At 29.5% G+C, this 15,945-nt stretch carries 18 protein-coding genes; 15 read left to right on the forward strand and 3 right to left on the reverse strand.

Going from position 1 to position 15,945, the window contains the following annotated elements:
- Positions 1-245 precede the first annotated feature (245 nt).
- The 7 genes from AB1282_RS17080 to AB1282_RS17110 all read left to right on the forward strand — a co-directional run bounded on the left by AB1282_RS17080 (position 246) and on the right by AB1282_RS17110 (position 5,683).
- Positions 246-611 carry a hypothetical protein gene (locus tag AB1282_RS17080; RefSeq protein WP_056477217.1) on the forward strand — a complete coding sequence of 122 codons (366 nt, stop codon included), beginning with the start codon at positions 246-248 and terminating at the stop codon, positions 609-611.
- Between the two features lie 169 nt (positions 612-780).
- A complete protein-coding gene (locus tag AB1282_RS17085; protein WP_429899622.1) occupies positions 781-1,275 on the forward strand; it encodes a VanZ family protein in 495 nt (164 codons plus the stop codon).
- Positions 1,276-1,716: 441 nt separating this feature from the next.
- On the forward strand, positions 1,717-3,339 hold the full coding sequence (locus tag AB1282_RS17090) for a hypothetical protein (protein WP_429899623.1): 1,623 nt from the start codon (positions 1,717-1,719) through the stop codon (positions 3,337-3,339).
- Positions 3,340-3,564: 225 nt separating this feature from the next.
- On the forward strand, positions 3,565-3,918 hold the full coding sequence (locus AB1282_RS17095) for a hypothetical protein (RefSeq protein WP_056477226.1): 354 nt from the start codon (positions 3,565-3,567) through the stop codon (positions 3,916-3,918).
- Positions 3,919-4,112: 194 nt separating this feature from the next.
- Complete coding sequence (locus tag AB1282_RS17100; RefSeq protein ID WP_429899624.1) at positions 4,113-4,652, forward strand: hypothetical protein; 540 nt, start codon at positions 4,113-4,115, stop codon at positions 4,650-4,652.
- Between the two features lie 254 nt (positions 4,653-4,906).
- The gene (locus tag AB1282_RS17105) at positions 4,907-5,344 is read left to right on the forward strand and encodes a VOC family protein (protein ID WP_056477232.1); all 438 of its coding nucleotides are present in this window, start codon (positions 4,907-4,909) and stop codon (positions 5,342-5,344) included.
- Positions 5,345-5,530: 186 nt separating this feature from the next.
- On the forward strand, positions 5,531-5,683 hold the full coding sequence (locus AB1282_RS17110) for a hypothetical protein (protein WP_390313088.1): 153 nt from the start codon (positions 5,531-5,533) through the stop codon (positions 5,681-5,683).
- 354 nt (positions 5,684-6,037) lie between these two features.
- On the opposite strand, the gene AB1282_RS17115 is transcribed toward AB1282_RS17110, so the two are convergent.
- The 3 genes from AB1282_RS17115 to AB1282_RS17125 all read right to left on the reverse strand — a co-directional run bounded on the left by AB1282_RS17115 (position 6,038) and on the right by AB1282_RS17125 (position 8,318).
- On the reverse strand, positions 6,038-6,694 hold the full coding sequence (locus AB1282_RS17115) for a uridine kinase (protein ID WP_056477234.1): 657 nt from the start codon (positions 6,692-6,694) through the stop codon (positions 6,038-6,040).
- Between the two features lie 27 nt (positions 6,695-6,721).
- The gene (locus tag AB1282_RS17120; RefSeq protein WP_156339761.1) at positions 6,722-6,898 is read right to left on the reverse strand and encodes a hypothetical protein; all 177 of its coding nucleotides are present in this window, start codon (positions 6,896-6,898) and stop codon (positions 6,722-6,724) included.
- Between the two features lie 340 nt (positions 6,899-7,238).
- Positions 7,239-8,318, reverse strand: coding sequence for a site-2 protease family protein (locus AB1282_RS17125; protein ID WP_056477237.1), 1,080 nt, complete (start codon positions 8,316-8,318; stop codon positions 7,239-7,241).
- A 246-nt stretch (positions 8,319-8,564) separates the two neighbouring features.
- Between AB1282_RS17125 and AB1282_RS17130 the strand changes: the two genes are divergently transcribed.
- The 8 genes from AB1282_RS17130 (at position 8,565) to AB1282_RS17165 (ending at position 15,916) form a co-directional block, all read left to right on the forward strand.
- Entirely contained in the window at positions 8,565-10,034 is a 1,470-nt protein-coding gene (locus AB1282_RS17130) for a long-chain-fatty-acid--CoA ligase (RefSeq protein ID WP_429899625.1), read from the forward strand.
- 477 nt (positions 10,035-10,511) lie between these two features.
- Positions 10,512-11,096, forward strand: coding sequence for a reprolysin-like metallopeptidase (locus AB1282_RS17135; protein ID WP_056477243.1), 585 nt, complete (start codon positions 10,512-10,514; stop codon positions 11,094-11,096).
- A gap of 16 nt (positions 11,097-11,112) precedes the next feature.
- Positions 11,113-11,634 (forward strand): hypothetical protein, encoded by a 522-nt coding sequence (locus tag AB1282_RS17140; RefSeq protein WP_429899626.1) that lies wholly within the window; start codon positions 11,113-11,115, stop codon positions 11,632-11,634.
- Positions 11,612-11,908, forward strand: coding sequence for a hypothetical protein (locus AB1282_RS17145; protein WP_056477249.1), 297 nt, complete (start codon positions 11,612-11,614; stop codon positions 11,906-11,908). The genes AB1282_RS17140 and AB1282_RS17145 overlap by 23 nt, the downstream gene beginning before the upstream one ends.
- An 81-nt stretch (positions 11,909-11,989) precedes the next feature.
- Positions 11,990-12,742, forward strand: coding sequence for a hypothetical protein (locus AB1282_RS17150; RefSeq protein ID WP_429899627.1), 753 nt, complete (start codon positions 11,990-11,992; stop codon positions 12,740-12,742).
- Between the two features lie 450 nt (positions 12,743-13,192).
- A complete protein-coding gene (locus AB1282_RS17155) occupies positions 13,193-13,492 on the forward strand; it encodes a dockerin type I domain-containing protein (protein WP_429899628.1) in 300 nt (99 codons plus the stop codon).
- Positions 13,493-13,785: 293 nt separating this feature from the next.
- Positions 13,786-15,252 carry a sensor histidine kinase gene (locus tag AB1282_RS17160; RefSeq protein ID WP_429899629.1) on the forward strand — a complete coding sequence of 489 codons (1,467 nt, stop codon included), beginning with the start codon at positions 13,786-13,788 and terminating at the stop codon, positions 15,250-15,252.
- Positions 15,230-15,916 (forward strand): response regulator transcription factor, encoded by a 687-nt coding sequence (locus tag AB1282_RS17165; RefSeq protein ID WP_056477256.1) that lies wholly within the window; start codon positions 15,230-15,232, stop codon positions 15,914-15,916. The genes AB1282_RS17160 and AB1282_RS17165 overlap by 23 nt, the downstream gene beginning before the upstream one ends.
- The last annotated feature ends 29 nt before the right edge of the window (positions 15,917-15,945 follow it).

The raw sequence follows: 15,945 nt of genomic DNA on the forward strand, positions 1-15,945 counted from the left end.
TAACACTTAATTTTAATGTAGGCTTTTCTTGCTATTTGCACAAAGTGCGGTCTATACCATAATAAGAAATTATTTAACTAATACTAGCGTATGTTGAATAAAAAATCGGCTAAATAGTCGATTTTTTTATTGTCTTAAATTGCAGTTTAGTTCAATAAGGTAAGCGGTATTATTTAATCAATTTTCAAAAATTGACTCTATCTTTTAGGAATCCATTATAATAAGTCCTAAGAAAGGGTGTATTTATGAAAAAGATATTTCTAGCAATTATTGTTTCTATCTTTCTAATTGATATTGTTCATATATTAATTTTTCCAGAATTTCGAAGTGAACAAAACTTAGCATATGCAAATGGTATGGGTTATTTGTTTATTTCATTAATGTTCTTTATTGTATACGTGGTTATTGGGATACCTGTAACTCTAATAATAGATTACATAATAAAAAGAACTCCCCCTAAAAAGCAAATATATGACTATTTGATACAATTAATCTTGTACTCATTTCCAGTGATTTTTGCTCCAGGTTTAGGCATCTTTGTCTATCTATATTTTCATATACTTTTCTTTTTTAGAGTTATGAAAGCTAAGAAAACACAAATTATAGAATAATTTTGTAATCAACCCCACGCATACGTTAGTTCAATAACAATTTGGAGCTGTGATCGGCTCTTTTTTTATGCAAAAAATGGTAGATTAGTTGAATAAGGAATATAATAAAATTGGTAAATTATGTTATATTTGGTGAGTGGTTAATAATTATTAGGAGTCGTAGAAATCTATGAAATTATTTATGAAAATTGTCTTAACCTTAGCATTTTGTCTATATCTTGTCGTCCTTACAAATCAAATACTATTTAAATATGTTTCTCCATCAGAAATAATCAGTCATTTTAATTTTAACAATAATGATGATCGTTGGCATGGACATAATTTTATTCCTTTAAAAACTATTATTTATTATTTATTTTTAGCTGACATAAATCTAAATATTAGGATTACAAACATAGTTGGAAACATTATAGGTTTTGTACCTTTTGGTTTCATCCTTCCAATATTATTGAAAAGGTTTAAAAATTTTAATGTTATCTTAATTACAACTTTTAGTTTAAGTTTAACTTACGAATTAATTCAGCTATTATTTGACTTAGGAAGTTTTGACATTGATGATTTAATTTTAAATACTCTTGGAGGGTTATTAGGTTATGTACCAATTAAACTCATTCAATTAATCTATAATAGGAAAAACCATCTAAAAATAACCACTGATTTATAACAAAAATATGACTAAACTATTCAACTATCGCAGTGCATTAGTTGTAGTTCATGAAGAGCAATGGATTCTCTTTTCTTTATAAGTAATTTCTAAATTATTTTGAGAGGAATGAAATTTGAAAGGTCAGATTAAAGTGGAGTTTCTTTCAAAAAAAACTAACATTAGGGAATGTTGAGGAGATTATAAACGAACTTTTTACTGAAATTCAGTTCGCGTACGAACAACCAGAGCAGTTAACAGCAAAGATAATTATAAGAGTAAAAAAAGAGAAAGATAAAGTTATGTATCTATAAATATGAAAAAGCTGATTTCTATTAAAATAATTAGAAATCAGTTTTTTTGTGCAAAAAGTGTTCCATTTTTTCCCACTATATCCTAGAGAATCTTTCTATTAAAATATATTTTGGTATTCTATTTGTTTTAATATAGGGAGGATTTATTTTGTTGAGTTTAAATAATAAATTGAGGACAACCTTCCTCATTCTTGTTTGTTTTTTGGTTGGATTATTTGGTTTATATCTTCCAAAAGAAGTTTATGCAACAGCAACAGATAATATTGAGATTACAAAAACTGAACATGAAATTTCTTTTAATTGGTTAGAGAAACCTAATCAAGAAGGTTTAAGTTATGAATTACAACGTGATAATGAAGTAATTGGTACAATAGATTATGGAATGTCTTTTAGATTGGATGATAGACGCTTAGTTTCTAATACAACGTATAACTATAAAATTTATGAAATAACTGCTGATGGAAGAAGTCTAATCTATAATACTGACATTTCAACAGAAAAAGACACTACGCCACCATCAATAACTTTGGAATCAACAGTTAACCCTTCTGTACTAAATTTTAATGGAAACGGTTTATTATATAAAGATGGTGTAGCTAAGCAAGTTTTCACAAATGATTTAATTAATGAAGATGGATTGTATACTTTAGTTGTAAGAAATGATAATGGCGAAGAAGTAAGTAAAAATTTTATTATTGATTATACGCCTCCCGGACACGCTGAACTCATTAAAGTTAATGAAAAGGGGGATTATGCTTACTTAACAGTCAAGCGTCCAAGTGACCCTGATTTTGAAAAAATGGAGATCTATAGTGGTGGAATAAAGACAATACCAAATCTTTTGAAGGTAATTACAAAAGATGAGTTTAATCCAGACGGAACTTATACATACCTCCAGAATTTTTATAACCTTACAAAAGGACCAGAAACATTAAATATAATGTCATACGACACTTATGGAAATCGTGATTTCTCAAGCACACCAAATTGGCAAGGGGGTCCAGATTTAAATCTTCCTGGAGCATTTTTTGAAATCAAACAAAGCAGTCCTATTTTTTTTACAAGTCCTAAAATAAAATCTGTACAGCAAGTAGAAGGTGGATTTTCAATTACACTTGAAATTCCGGCAGGTACAAGTTGGGGCTATCTAAGAAGTAACAAAGGATATACAGATTTTACATTTAATAAGATACCAACTAAAACAACGACTCAGGTTGTGAAGTTTCCAATAAAAAATCCAGAAACAAATACTATCACCCCAATCGGTGAGAAAGAAATTGTAAAATATGAGATTGCATTAAGCGGATTTGTTAATGATCCAGTTTATACTCAAGTGAAATCAAATACAGTATATGGATCTTTTAACTATATTGAAAATAACTACCGTTTAATATCACCTAAGTTTTTAGACGTTACCAAAACAAATGGAGCAGCCCTTTATAGTGACAAGTATTTGAAGAAGTATGAAAAAAGAGCACCTAAAAATATGCGTTTTATTGTAATTCGTGAAGATAAAACTTATGTAAAGATTGCCAACGGAGCAAATGTATATTATGTGAAGAAGTCAGAGGTAAAGATTACAAACGGTATTAATCAGAAAAAAACTACTACTGCTGCAATTCCATTAAAATTAACGAAAAGTACATCGTCTCGTTCAATAAAAGTTATTAGTAAAAACAAGCAGGTCATTGTACTTCAGAAATTTACTGGATGGAATTATGTGAATGTTGATGGGAATTTAGGATATGTGGTAAGTAAGTACTTGAAATAAATTAATAATAATTTAATTTTGAACCTATCAATTTGGATAGGTTTTTTTTTATATCCTTATGTAACTACTATGGAAGTGCGACATAGACTTCCTTTTATACAGAAATTATTTTCATAGTACACAAAAAATAACCCAATTGACGATTACTGACACATAATAGATAATTTTCTTATCAACATTTTAGTTAAAATAACAGGTTGAAATAACCAATAAAAAGGAGTAATTATGAATAGGTATGAAAGGATTGAATTAATAATTATTGGAATTGTTTTTATGATATTTTATACAATTATAAAAATGAAAATTTCGATTAGCATTGTGTTAGTTTTATTGGTTCTTTTTCTTGTTTTCTTATTCTACACTCAACATTTGATTAAAAAGAAAATGAAAGAACACGGTTTGAATCGTGGGTTTACTTCAAAGTGGTATTTTATTGTAATCTGCTTCATATTTATTTTTCTTTATAATGGGCTATTAAATATAGCATTTTTTGAACGCTCATTTTTAAAAGGTTCATCAACACTACTTTTTGGAGGAATAGGGGCTTTAATTGGTTCATTTGTGAACTTTAAAAAATAAAAGACAATCTTATTCAACAAACGCATTGTTTTAGTTACATTAATAATATTGAGGCGAACTATACCATAAGTAAATGAGTTTTATAGTCTTAGATATTGATATTATTAGCTTAGGGCTATATTTTACTAAAAAAGTTGTTTCTTAAACTAAATCACTTTAACGAAAAAATACGGAAAAAATATGTGGAGGTAAAAATGGGACTGTTTGATATTTTTAAAAAAAATAATAATTATCATTTAACATTACAACTTAATGCACGGGTACTACCTATTGATCGTGGCGAGTTATTCGAGGAACCTATAAACGAAGCTTTAGAGGCTAGTAAATGCGGAACCATAGACGGTGGCGGAACGATGCAACAGGCAACCGGCGAAATAGAGTTTTGTGATATAGAAATATTACTTAAAGATAACAAAATGGAAAACGTTGATAAACTACTACAAATTATTGATAGAATTGGTGTACCAAAGGGGTCCTTTCTGAGAGGCGATGGGCTCGAACAATCTGTTGGAACTCTTGAAGGACTTGCACTATATTTAAATGGTACAGAATTGTCTGAAGAAGTGTATCAGAACTGTGATATAAACTATGTGATCGAAAAAATTGATGAAGAACTTGATGGTTGTGGACGATTTTATAGCTATTGGGAAGGTTCTGAAAATACAGCTTTATATTATTACGGTATTTCATTTGGCGAAATGAAACAGAGAATGACTTCTTTTTTATCTGAATAACCACTTTGCCAAAAGTGTAAAATAGAACAAATTGCATAGTACATAAAATCGTAAATTAATTCAGTAAGAATATGCTGACTTGAAAGAAATTTGTTCAACTAACTCATTGCAATAGTTAAATAGGTAGCTTTATTTATATAAGCAAATGGCAGATTAGTTGAAGAAGGATATTTTCTGTTTTAAGGGAATTAGAATATCAAACAAACCTTAAACTCACAGAAATTGAAAATAACAGGAACATAGGAGGTTGAGATATGAAGATCAATAGAATAGATCATGTGAGTATAAACGTAAATGATCTTTCAGCGGCTAAAGCGTTTTTTCTTGATTTAGGACTTGAAGTGCACGCGGAATGGGAATTGGATGGAGAACAGTTAGACAAAATAGTTGGGCTTAAAGATGTTAAAACGGCATGTGTAGGATTAGGGATGCCAGATGGTCAGACATGGATAGAACTAGTCAAATTTTATTCGCCGTCAGATGAAACAGATATTCAGAAACCTTTTGCAAATACGCTAGGTATCCGACACATTTGCTTTGCTGTTGAAGATATCGAAGCTATTGTTGCAAAATTGAAAGAGAAAGACATGGAAATCTTTAGTGAGATACAGCAATATGAAGAAAGTTATAAGTTATGCTACGTTCGTGGTCCAGAGGGAATTATTTTAGAGTTGGCGGAGAAAATCAGTTAAATATTGAATGGTAGATCTCCAACTTTAAAGATTTCTTCTTAAACTATCGTGTACATTGGATGAACAACATGATCGGCTATTTAGTCGATTTTTTTATGGAAGTAAACGGCAGGATAGTTATTTAAGGAATGTTATAATTAGTTTAATAGTAGTACAGTAAAAACCATAAAAGAAAGGATAAAGTATATGAGAACATTAGAGTATGATTTATTCCCAGAAGCATATGGTTCAAATAACAAGTTTGTTACTAAAGAAGGCACCATTACAGATTTGATAATTGATACCGGTATGTTTTTAACTTCAGATTATGATAAGGTAATCCCCATTAAAATCACTTAACCTATTATTTTTAAAAGGTTTTTATCCTCGTTCTGGTGAATGGATTCCAATCGAGATAGACGAAGAAGAATACGATGAATTAATTAAAGATTAACTTCAATCCCGTCTCCAAGACCATACAGAACTAAAGAAAATACATAATAATTTTATACATGTAAGAAAGAATATTATTGAATTAAAGTATGATTTACTTGATTAAGATTTTCTTCAAGGGTATCAAATTAGACAATCTTTTTTAAGTTCAAAAATCAATCTTTAAATTCAACGGAGCCGAATATAAAAAAAGGCTGTCTAGATAGATAGCCTTTAGTTGAGAATGAAGCATGAGTTAGTAGAACAAAAATTTATTATTTTTTATACAAAACTCGGATTATTTAAATCATTATTATTAATAATTACATCGGCATTAAGCTGAGGTGAGTGTTGCTCCAAATAGAGTTTCGAAGCTGCATGATACCTTTTAATAAACATTTCTTCTGCTTTTTCAAGGCTTCCGAATGCTCGTTCTTCTCGGATTGCTCCTCTTTTTCTTGCAATATCAAATTCGGTATGTACGAATATTTTAAAATCGTACAGGTTACACAAATCCTTCTTAAATAAAAATGTTCCATCTATCATAAAGATCATATCATTGGTTGCAACTTTTAAATCTGCATTAATATACTCATCTTTAAGCAAGTCGAAGGAAGTTGTTTGATAATGTAGGTTGCCATTTGGTCCTAAAGGAATTAAAAGTTTTTGCTTAAAAGACTCGTAATCATGGGCAAACTCATAATATCCTAAAGCAGATTCCTTCCCGAGTTTGTAGCGAATCTCTCTCGGGTTATGAAAATTATCTATACTAGTTCTAATCACGTTCTTTTTCCTGTGTTTAAGTTCCTCAGCAATTTCATTTGCAATTGTTGTCTTACCAGATGCTGTGATCCCACTAATACCCACTCGAATTGGATGATCTATTTTTAAGCACAATATTTTATTTACTAAATCAGAAATTAGTTTGCTCCTTAACATATTTCCCCCTGTTTAGCGAAGAACTTTTTAGTATGGTCCATTAATATTATTCGAATTATTAGGATTGGTTGATTCTCTCCCTATTTCTTCATTTAATGTTTGATTATCGCTTTTATTTGGAGAGCCAGTTCCAAACTTCTTTTCCATAAAGAAGCCAAATGCAATTATTAAAATAACAATTCCCAAAATTACATATCCAAACATTGTAGTATACCTCCTGCCTTTTTTAAATGTAATATAAACAAAACTCAAATTTACGCAAAAAAGTATGTAAAATAAAATTCAGTTCAGTTCTATCTCCTTTAAAGATATTCCATATTTTGCCACAAAATTCCTCTACCTTTTTTTAAACTAAACTATTATTTAGCTCTAACAAATGCATATTATTAATGGTTTCCTTAGCCCTATACTTTTCTTCAACACCCCCGTAGTAAATAAAAACAGTAAGAATATCAAGGGGCATACATAAAAGGGACATAATATTAAACGATTAAAAGAAAAGAACCTATTTTGAATAGTATTTTCAAAATAGGTTCTTTTTCACTTATCTACCTAAAACATGTTCAATTAAACCAAAACTCCAAAATCCAAGTAAAGCTAAACTACTCGCTAAAATGATATAAGCAATAAAAATTTGCCATTTTTTACGATTACTAGAAACATAGTAAGTTTCTAATGTTTCCTGTTGTTTCAGTAAAGGTGCCACCTTTTTATGCTTAATTTCTTGAATCTTTTCATCAATATAAGTTCGCCAATCTAATTCTGGTTCATGGAGGCGTGCTCGAACAGTTCGAATTAGATAGTTTATTTCAAGACGTTCCTTATGAATTTCGAATTCTAGTTTCTTATTATCTTCAAAAAATGGGATAAAGAAACGTTTTACAATCGTACGATCAGAATAGTCATTAAAAATCCCAAATTGAAATTGTTTAATTGTATGTTCATATAGTTTTATTTTTTCTTTAATTACCTTTAACTGGTAAGCTTCTCGAATTCGTTTAATGAATGTAGTAATACCTAAAATAATAATATAAAATGCGATAAAGTTAGGTTGATAAAATAAATATACTAGCATCATCATAATACCGATAAACCAAAAAATTGGAGGTAAAACACTTAAAATTCTCCCTCCATCTAAAGGAGAAATCGGAATTAAGTTAAACAAATTAAGGATACAGCCTAAAGCAATTACTAATCCGAAAAATTCATTATGCGTGTAATGATAGAGAGGAATTGCTGGTAAAACTGAAATTAAGCCTAAAAACGGACCACCAAACGCTACATAAGATTCCGTTACAGCATCTTTTGGCATTTCTTTAAGTGAAATAACTGCCCCGACAAAAGGAATAAAAAATGCTGGTGAAGTTGGTAGACCCTTTTGTTTCGCAGCAATTAAATGCCCGCCTTCATGACAAATTAATAAGTAAACGAGTGCGAAAGCAAAATACCATCCAAATGTAAATCCGTATACAAATAAATACAAGATCATGCTTAAGAAAGATAAAAATTTTGCAGCTTTTAATAACGGTAATATTAGCTTTAATTTAGTACCTATTATTGCGATTACTACACCAATTCTTGTTAACGATTTTTTTGTTTTACTGTTGATTATTGGTTGTGCCATTCATTTCACCTGCTCGCTAATTATGATATGATTATGTAGTATTAAAATTATACCATTATAGACTAATAGAAAATAAGGACTAAAGTCGGTACTTTTATTGAATTTGAAATAAAAATTAAGATTAAAGTGTGAATATAGAATAGTCAAATTGATTGTTAGAAAGGTCTCTTTCTAACTTTTGTGTTTTCAAGAATAATTAATTGTATGAAATACTAACAACGAAATTAACTAAGGATTGATAAAGTAATGAACATATATGGAATCATCAAAGAAGTAGCGGAAAATAAAAGGAAAAACATAGCATATAAATACAATGGAAATAAAACAAATTATGAAGAACTCATTTCATCTTGTGAATACCTGGCTCAAATTTTAGTCGAAAATAAGATTGAAAAAGGAGATAAAATTGCGATTTTATTAGGAAATTCTCCTGAGTTTATTCAAACTTATTTAGCAATATTAAGACTTGGTGCAATTGTAATTCCTTTAAATCCGGCTTTTACGGAGAGTGAACTTAGCTATATTTTAAATGACTCTTCTACAAAACTTGTTATTTCAACTAGTGAACAGGAAAAAAAACTTAAAAGTGTTAAAAAACAGTGTCCTACATTATTAAATATTATTTTAATAGATGAAATACAACCGATAGTGAAAATAAAAAATCAATTAGAAGAAATTGAAACCCGACAGGATGATACGGCTGTCATTCTGTATACATCGGGAACAACTGGTAATCCTAAAGGTGCAATGTTGTCCCATTTTAATTTAATTGAAAATGCAAATGATTTTTCTAAGTTAATCGAATTAAGCGAAAATGATCAAATGATTGCCGTCCTTCCTATGTTTCATTCATTTTGCTTAACATTATGTGTAAATATGATTTTGTTAAATGGAGCATCAACGATCATCATTCCTAAATTTAATCCAGCTGAATTAGTTGACGTAATAAAAAAAGAAAAAGCTACTTTAATTGCAGCAGTCCCGACGATTTATAATTATTTATATCAATTAAAAAGCGCGACAGCAAACGATTTTAGTAGTTTGAGAGCATGTATTTCTGGTGGGGCATCTATACCAATCGAATTATTACAGTCGATTCAAGAAAAATACAGTGTGTCAATTGTGGAAGGCTATGGATTATCTGAAACAACTCCAGTACTTACTTTTAATCCATATCGTGGTATTTGTAAACCGGGATCGGTTGGTCTAGATCTACCTAGTGTTGAGACAAAAATAGTAAATGAATATGGTGAAGAAGTTCCAGTTGGTGAAGTAGGAGAAGTTGTTGCGATTGGTCCAAATGTAATGAGTGGTTATTTAAATAATATAGAAGAAACTGAAAAAGCATTTTTAAACGGTTGGTTTAAAACAGGTGATCTCGGTAAAAAGGATGAAGATGGGTATTTATTTTTATTAGATCGAAAAAAAGATGTTATTATAACGAACGGATATAATGTTTACCCTAGAGAAATAGAAGAGCGCCTTTATCAGCATCCTAATATTATTGAAGCAGCAGTTGTCGGAAAATCGAATCAATTAATAGGTGAGAGTGTATGTGCTTATTTAGTCGTTTCAAATGACTCACTTTTAGAAAGTGAAATCATTGATTTTTGCAAAAAAGCACTTGTTTATTATAAAGTTCCAAAGGAAATTTATTTTGTAAAAGAACTACCTAAAAATAGTACTGGGAAAATTTTAAAAAGAAATCTTAAATAATTTTAGAGACCAATCATTTGAATGGTCTTTTTTTTTTGCTATTTTGTAGATTTTTATTATAAAACAATGCTAATAAATCTTTTACTAACCTTTGTTTAAATTTTTGTTCGATAGTAAAAATAGATAAATTCTCCTTTTCTTATTATAGGTATTAATTCTTAAATCACACTAAAGTATCTCTATGAAAAATTATTCCTTTAGTAAACTGGTTTTCGAAGTTGTTGAATCCGTTAAATTTAGATTGTTTTTATAGGTATATTCTAATTGAGTGGAATAATTATCACATAATTAATCTGGTAAATAGTCCTGCTAAATTAAGAGGTTGGTATAGTCTGAAATTCTTATTATAGACACATTACTACAAACAAATAAATGCTAAATTTTGGTAAGATTTAATAGAATTCATTTTGTTGTTTACCATCTCAATTGATCTCAACAGCAAAAATGAGTTTAAAAAAATTATTTGTGGAGGGTTTTATGAAAAGATTTATAAAAAAAGCCTTATTGTTAGGAATAATGTTTGTTTTTATGATTCCAATTAACGCAAAAACTTATACCACTTATAAAGGCCATAAGATGTCTTCTGGAATTGGAAACTACGGAAAAAGTACAAAATTTTATTGGGTAGACTCATCGGCAAGTACGTTTTCTACTAAAATAGCAAATGCATTTGACCGGTGGACTTATTCAACAAAATACACTGGTATTACGACACCAATTTCATATAGAAAAACAACAAATAAAAGTGCTAGTACAGTTGATATTTACAAGGTCCAATCAATTGGAATAGGTATTGTAGGACAAACTATGTTTTTTGTAAATCAAACAAAAGTGGATCCGTCTGTACAAAATTGGTATTGGTCAAAAATTGAATTATCCGAAAGTTTATTGTCAAAATTTCCTCAATATCAACAAGTAACTATTAGTCATGAAATTGGACATGCATTTGGGCTAAATCATACTGCAAAGGAGTTAATGGATCCTGGAGCAGACATAGCTTATTCTATTGGAATCCAATTTCCTAGAAAAGATGAATTCAATGGGATAAATTATCTTTATTAATAAAGGTGGATTAAAAATGTATAAGAAGATGAGATCACTATTTTTTATTATATTATCGCTTTCCTTTTTAACTGCATGTAATGATCAAACTCAAAGTGATAAAGAAGAAGCTACTACTTCAATAGCAAAAGTCATTAAGACTGATAATTCTACTAAAAAAGAACTTATTAATGAGAACGGTCAAAACTTTACAGAAAATGCAAAAGTTGTAAATAAAGAACTTGCTTTTGCAGTTACGTACAATGATGTTAACCAACTAATGAAAGACTCTCAATTAGCTGTTGAGGGAGTAGTATTGTCTACTGAGAATTATGTAAACATGGATAAAGCAACTGGTATTGGTAATCCATTAACGAAATTATCCTTTAAAGTTAATAATGTATTAAAAGGAGATTCATCTTTAGAAGGAAAGATTATAACAATATTAGAGCAAGGTGGATATATTTCTGCAAAACAAATCGGAATGAAAGATAAATTTCCAAATTTAACAAAAAAAGGAGTTAGACGAAACATATTTGATCATACCAGACGGTCATAGACCATCTGTAAAAGGTGATGAATTTGTTGCCTTTTTATCTAGCGATTCTTATTTTAATACAGGATTTGATTTTTACGAATTTATAGCCGTTTATCAATCAAAATTTAAATATAATAAAATTAATAAAAAATTTATTAGACCCTCTGATAATTTTACTGAAATGTTAAAAGAAGCAGATACTCTTGATGAAAAAAAGATAATTAAAGAAGAGATAAAAATTGAAAAAGAAATTAATGATCATGTAACCGATTTGGTGGAAGAAACGGTGAGGTAAAAAAGATTATAATAATTATGCTTTCCAACTCTTTGTAATTATGTGACTATTAAGTTAGTCATTAAACAAAGGGGATCGAAAATGAGAATGAAAATGTTTATTGTGTGTGCAAGTTTAATGTTAGTATTAATGTCGAGTTGTACAATGAAATCATCTAATGGTAACTCGTTTGAATTGGATGATTATGATAAAATAACTTCGTTTAGTGCACATAAAGGGGACGTGTACTATCTTGATTATTCATTTGTTGTCAATAAAGGTTATGTAGATTTAATGATCTATAATAAAAAAACGAGAGATATTGTTTTCACAACATCGATTAAAAAGAAGGCAAAATATCAAGGTTCTTTTAATATACAAAGAGGTGGTATTTATGTTGTCGAAATGGATGGTTATAAAGCATCTGGTGAATATAAATTCAAACTTAATAATGAATCGGTTGCAAAAAAAGAATCAACTATTGAACACATGGATGAAATGTTGTTAACGAATACAAAAAATCACGATTTTGAAATAGAGAGATGGAAAGATAAAAAAAATACTTATTACAATGTTACTTTCAAAACAGATTATACTGGAGTTGAGCTGTGTACGTTTGACGGTATAAATAATGAAAACAGTGGAATAATAGCAGGAAATTACGATCGGCAGGATGATCTTGTTGCATTACCAACAACAATTGATGTGTGGAAAAGTGCAAAAACGATGATTCATTTTGATATTCCAAATGAAAAAACAATAGGTGGTATGGTAATTTGCTATATTCCTATTGAAAAAGATGGGGAAACACTTAGTAAGGAAATCAAATATGATCGAATTCTTTTTCATAAATAAATGATCATGCAATGCATCTCTTTAATAGAGGTGTATTTTTTTATTGGAAGCTCTACTTCAAAACGGAGTATAGCTTTTTTCTTTAGTAAAAACAATATTTCAACTATATAATTCTTGTAATTTAAAAATGAATTCCTACAAATCCCACAATTTTTAATGAAAAATATCTTACAAAAAACAACAAAAATCATCTTTTTTGATTATTTTTTAGTGTTTATTTCCATAAAAAATGTCAATTAGAATATAATTTAAGCATAGACAAGTATTAAGAACATGCTTAATAAATTAGTAAAAATAGTCAGTCATCGGTGGCAAAGATGGAAAACGTTATGATGCAACCATTAACAGTGCTGCTAGATTCTCAGTACCTAATCTCCCATACTAGATCAATCTTATGAAATCGTTATCAAAATAACTGGTCATTTCGAAAGACATGTAAAGGTTGATGAAATGGTAGATTCATGCGATAAAATGGTTGCTGGAAAATTAAAATATTTTTACTATGCTACAATGAAAGCTGGAGATGTTAACAATGATAACGTTGTAGATATACTTGATGCAATCTACATCACTAGCAAACTAAATACAAATGTTCGAAATGCAGATATCAATTTCGACGGAAAAGTTGAAGATCTTGATTATGTTAAGAGAAACTATCTAATGCAAAACCCTGACGTATCTGGAAAAATCAAACCAGTTACAAAATATAAAGGGAAAACGCTTGACGATTATATTAAACCATTGGGTTAAGTTAATTATGGCGACCAGCGCAATGCTGGTGGTATTTTTTTAGGATTTTTAGCGGATGAGAAATTTGTTAGATTTTTAGGAGATTATTAGTAAGTAAGAAGGCATGAAGAATATTGTTGTTTAGACTTATTTCACACAAATTTTATACTTTTTTAAGATTTATATGATATAGTTCACTTAATTTCAATAGAAAATGGTCATTTATTTTTGAATGTGTAGTTTACGAAAGGAGATTACATGCTAACAATAAAAAATGATTTGATTAAAATCTAAAAACTGAGTGAGTGAAAGAAATGTCAATTAAAATGAGGTTTCTGTTGTCATATATTGGGGTGATTCTTTTTTCAATCACATTACTATTGGCAGCGGGTTTTTTAATTATTTTTGCTATAACAGGAGATGTAAAGTCAGTTGAAAATCTTTACAAAAAAACTTATGTTCAAAAACCTTTGACTACCGTCGAAGAAAGTGTGTTTCTTGATCTGAAGCTACTTGCTAAACATAATCCAAATCTATTACTAAATAAGCAGGAGATTAAAAGGATTGAGCAAAAAAATATCGGTATTGTAGTTAGAAAAGGAAAAAATGTTGAGTACGCTTCACCGTCGCTTAATAAAAAAGCATTGATACATACTCTTCCTGGGTTTGAGGCGACGAATATTAATACTCGAGATACGATTAAAATAAATGATTTGTTTTTTACGTATGTGAAATTTGATTTTTATTTTCCAGATCAAAGCCAAGGTAGTATTTTTGTCTTAAAGAAAGCAAGCTCATATACTGAGGTTATTCGTAATCTGTTTCCAATCTTGCTGGGATTATTGCTTTTTTTATTTATCGTGATTATTGGTATGCTAAATTATTTAGTTTCACGTAGCATCAGTAAGCCAATTTCTAAACTTAAAAAAGGTGCGGAAAAAATAAAAATTGGTGATTTGAATTTCGAGATTGATACGAATTCAAAGGATGAAATTGGTGAATTAAATAAGGCATTTGAGGAAATGAGAATAAAATTAAAAGAATCGGTAAATCTCCAGATTCAATATGAAGAAAATCGTAAAGAGCTTTTGTCTAATATTTCACATGATCTAAAAACACCGATTACTTCAATCATTGGATATGTGGAAGGGATAAAAGATGGTGTAGCAAATACACCTGAAAAAATGGAAAAATATTTATCGACCGTTTATTCTAAAGCAAAGGACATGGATTTATTAATTGATGAACTCTTCTTATTCTCCAAGCTTGATTTAAAAAAAGAACCATTTCATTTTGAAACAGTCGATATTAATAAGTATATTGAGTCTTACGTCGAAGAAATTTATTTGGATTTACTTCAACAAGGCATAAATATAGAGGTAAATCTATTGAATCAATCAATCAATGTGAATGCTGATCGAGAAAAATTAAAAAGAGTTTTGTCAAACTTAGTCAGCAATTGTGTGAAATATATGAACAAAGAAGAAAAGAAAATTTCGTTTTCATTACATGAGCGATTAAATGAATTAATTGTACAAGTAACAGATAATGGGCAAGGTATCGATCCTGAAGCACTCCCTTTCATTTTTGAACGTTTTTACCGTGCAGAACAATCTAGAAATTCTCAAACTGGCGGTAGCGGGTTAGGACTTTCAATCGCAAAGCAAATTATTGAAGAACACGGTGGGAAAATCTGGGCATCTAGTGAGATTGGTAAAGGGACAAGTATATTCTTTTCCTTAAAGAAAGGTGAAAAAATTGAAAGAAATATTACTGATTGAAGATGATATAAGCATAGCAGAATTACAAAGAGATTATTTAGAAATAAATGATTTTCGTGTTGATATTCAACATAATGGCGATGAAGGACTTCAACATGCACTAAAAGGCAATTATGATTTAATCATTTTGGATATCATGCTGCCAGGAAAAAATGGTTTTGAAATTTGTAAAGAACTACGTGCAGTCAAAAACATTCCTATTTTATTTGTATCTGCTAAAAAAGAGGATATTGATAAAATTAGAGGCCTTGGTTTAGGTGCGGACGATTACATTACAAAACCATTTAGTCCAAGTGAACTAGTTGCAAGAGTAAAGGCACATTTATCTCGATATGAAAGACTAGCAGGGAACAATACCGTTTCAAAAATAATCTTCGTACATGGAATATCAATCGATCGTTCAGCTCGTAAAGTATTTATTAACGACAAAGAAGTACCATTTACCACAAAAGAATTTGATTTGATAGTGTTTTTTGTTATGAATCCAAACCAAGTATTAAGTAAAGAACAGATCTATGAAAAGGTTTGGGGTCTCGAATCAGCTGCAGACGTTTCAACTGTAACTGTCCATATTAGTAGATTACGTGAAAAAATAGAAAGAGACCCTACAAATCCTAAGTTCTTGGAAACAGTTTGGGGAGCGGGATATCGATTTAATGTATAAATAGCGTTTAAAACCGTCCAATTGTGACG

Origin of the sequence: Gottfriedia sp. S16(2024) (assembly GCF_050473765.1) — a bacterium.
Taxonomy (GTDB): Bacteria; Bacillota; Bacilli; order Bacillales; family Bacillaceae_G; genus Gottfriedia.

Bases quoted from the DNA above. Each gene is read 5' to 3' on its own strand.
- AB1282_RS17080 (WP_056477217.1), top strand. From the start codon at position 246: ATGAAAAAGATATTTCTAGCAATTATTGTTTCTATCTTTCTAATTGAT.
- AB1282_RS17085 (WP_429899622.1), top strand. From the start codon at position 781: ATGAAATTATTTATGAAAATTGTCTTAACCTTAGCATTTTGTCTATAT.
- AB1282_RS17095 (WP_056477226.1), top strand. From the start codon at position 3,565: ATGAATAGGTATGAAAGGATTGAATTAATAATTATTGGAATTGTTTTT.
- AB1282_RS17100 (WP_429899624.1), top strand. From the start codon at position 4,113: ATGGGACTGTTTGATATTTTTAAAAAAAATAATAATTATCATTTAACA.
- AB1282_RS17105 (WP_056477232.1), top strand. From the start codon at position 4,907: ATGAAGATCAATAGAATAGATCATGTGAGTATAAACGTAAATGATCTT.
- AB1282_RS17110 (WP_390313088.1), top strand. From the start codon at position 5,531: ATGAGAACATTAGAGTATGATTTATTCCCAGAAGCATATGGTTCAAAT.
- AB1282_RS17115 (WP_056477234.1), bottom strand. From the start codon at position 6,694: ATGTTAAGGAGCAAACTAATTTCTGATTTAGTAAATAAAATATTGTGC.
- AB1282_RS17120 (WP_156339761.1), bottom strand. From the start codon at position 6,898: ATGTTTGGATATGTAATTTTGGGAATTGTTATTTTAATAATTGCATTT.
- AB1282_RS17125 (WP_056477237.1), bottom strand. From the start codon at position 8,318: ATGGCACAACCAATAATCAACAGTAAAACAAAAAAATCGTTAACAAGA.
- AB1282_RS17130 (WP_429899625.1), top strand. From the start codon at position 8,565: ATGAACATATATGGAATCATCAAAGAAGTAGCGGAAAATAAAAGGAAA.
- AB1282_RS17135 (WP_056477243.1), top strand. From the start codon at position 10,512: ATGAAAAGATTTATAAAAAAAGCCTTATTGTTAGGAATAATGTTTGTT.
- AB1282_RS17140 (WP_429899626.1), top strand. From the start codon at position 11,113: ATGTATAAGAAGATGAGATCACTATTTTTTATTATATTATCGCTTTCC.
- AB1282_RS17150 (WP_429899627.1), top strand. From the start codon at position 11,990: ATGAGAATGAAAATGTTTATTGTGTGTGCAAGTTTAATGTTAGTATTA.
- AB1282_RS17155 (WP_429899628.1), top strand. From the start codon at position 13,193: ATGGTAGATTCATGCGATAAAATGGTTGCTGGAAAATTAAAATATTTT.
- AB1282_RS17160 (WP_429899629.1), top strand. From the start codon at position 13,786: ATGTCAATTAAAATGAGGTTTCTGTTGTCATATATTGGGGTGATTCTT.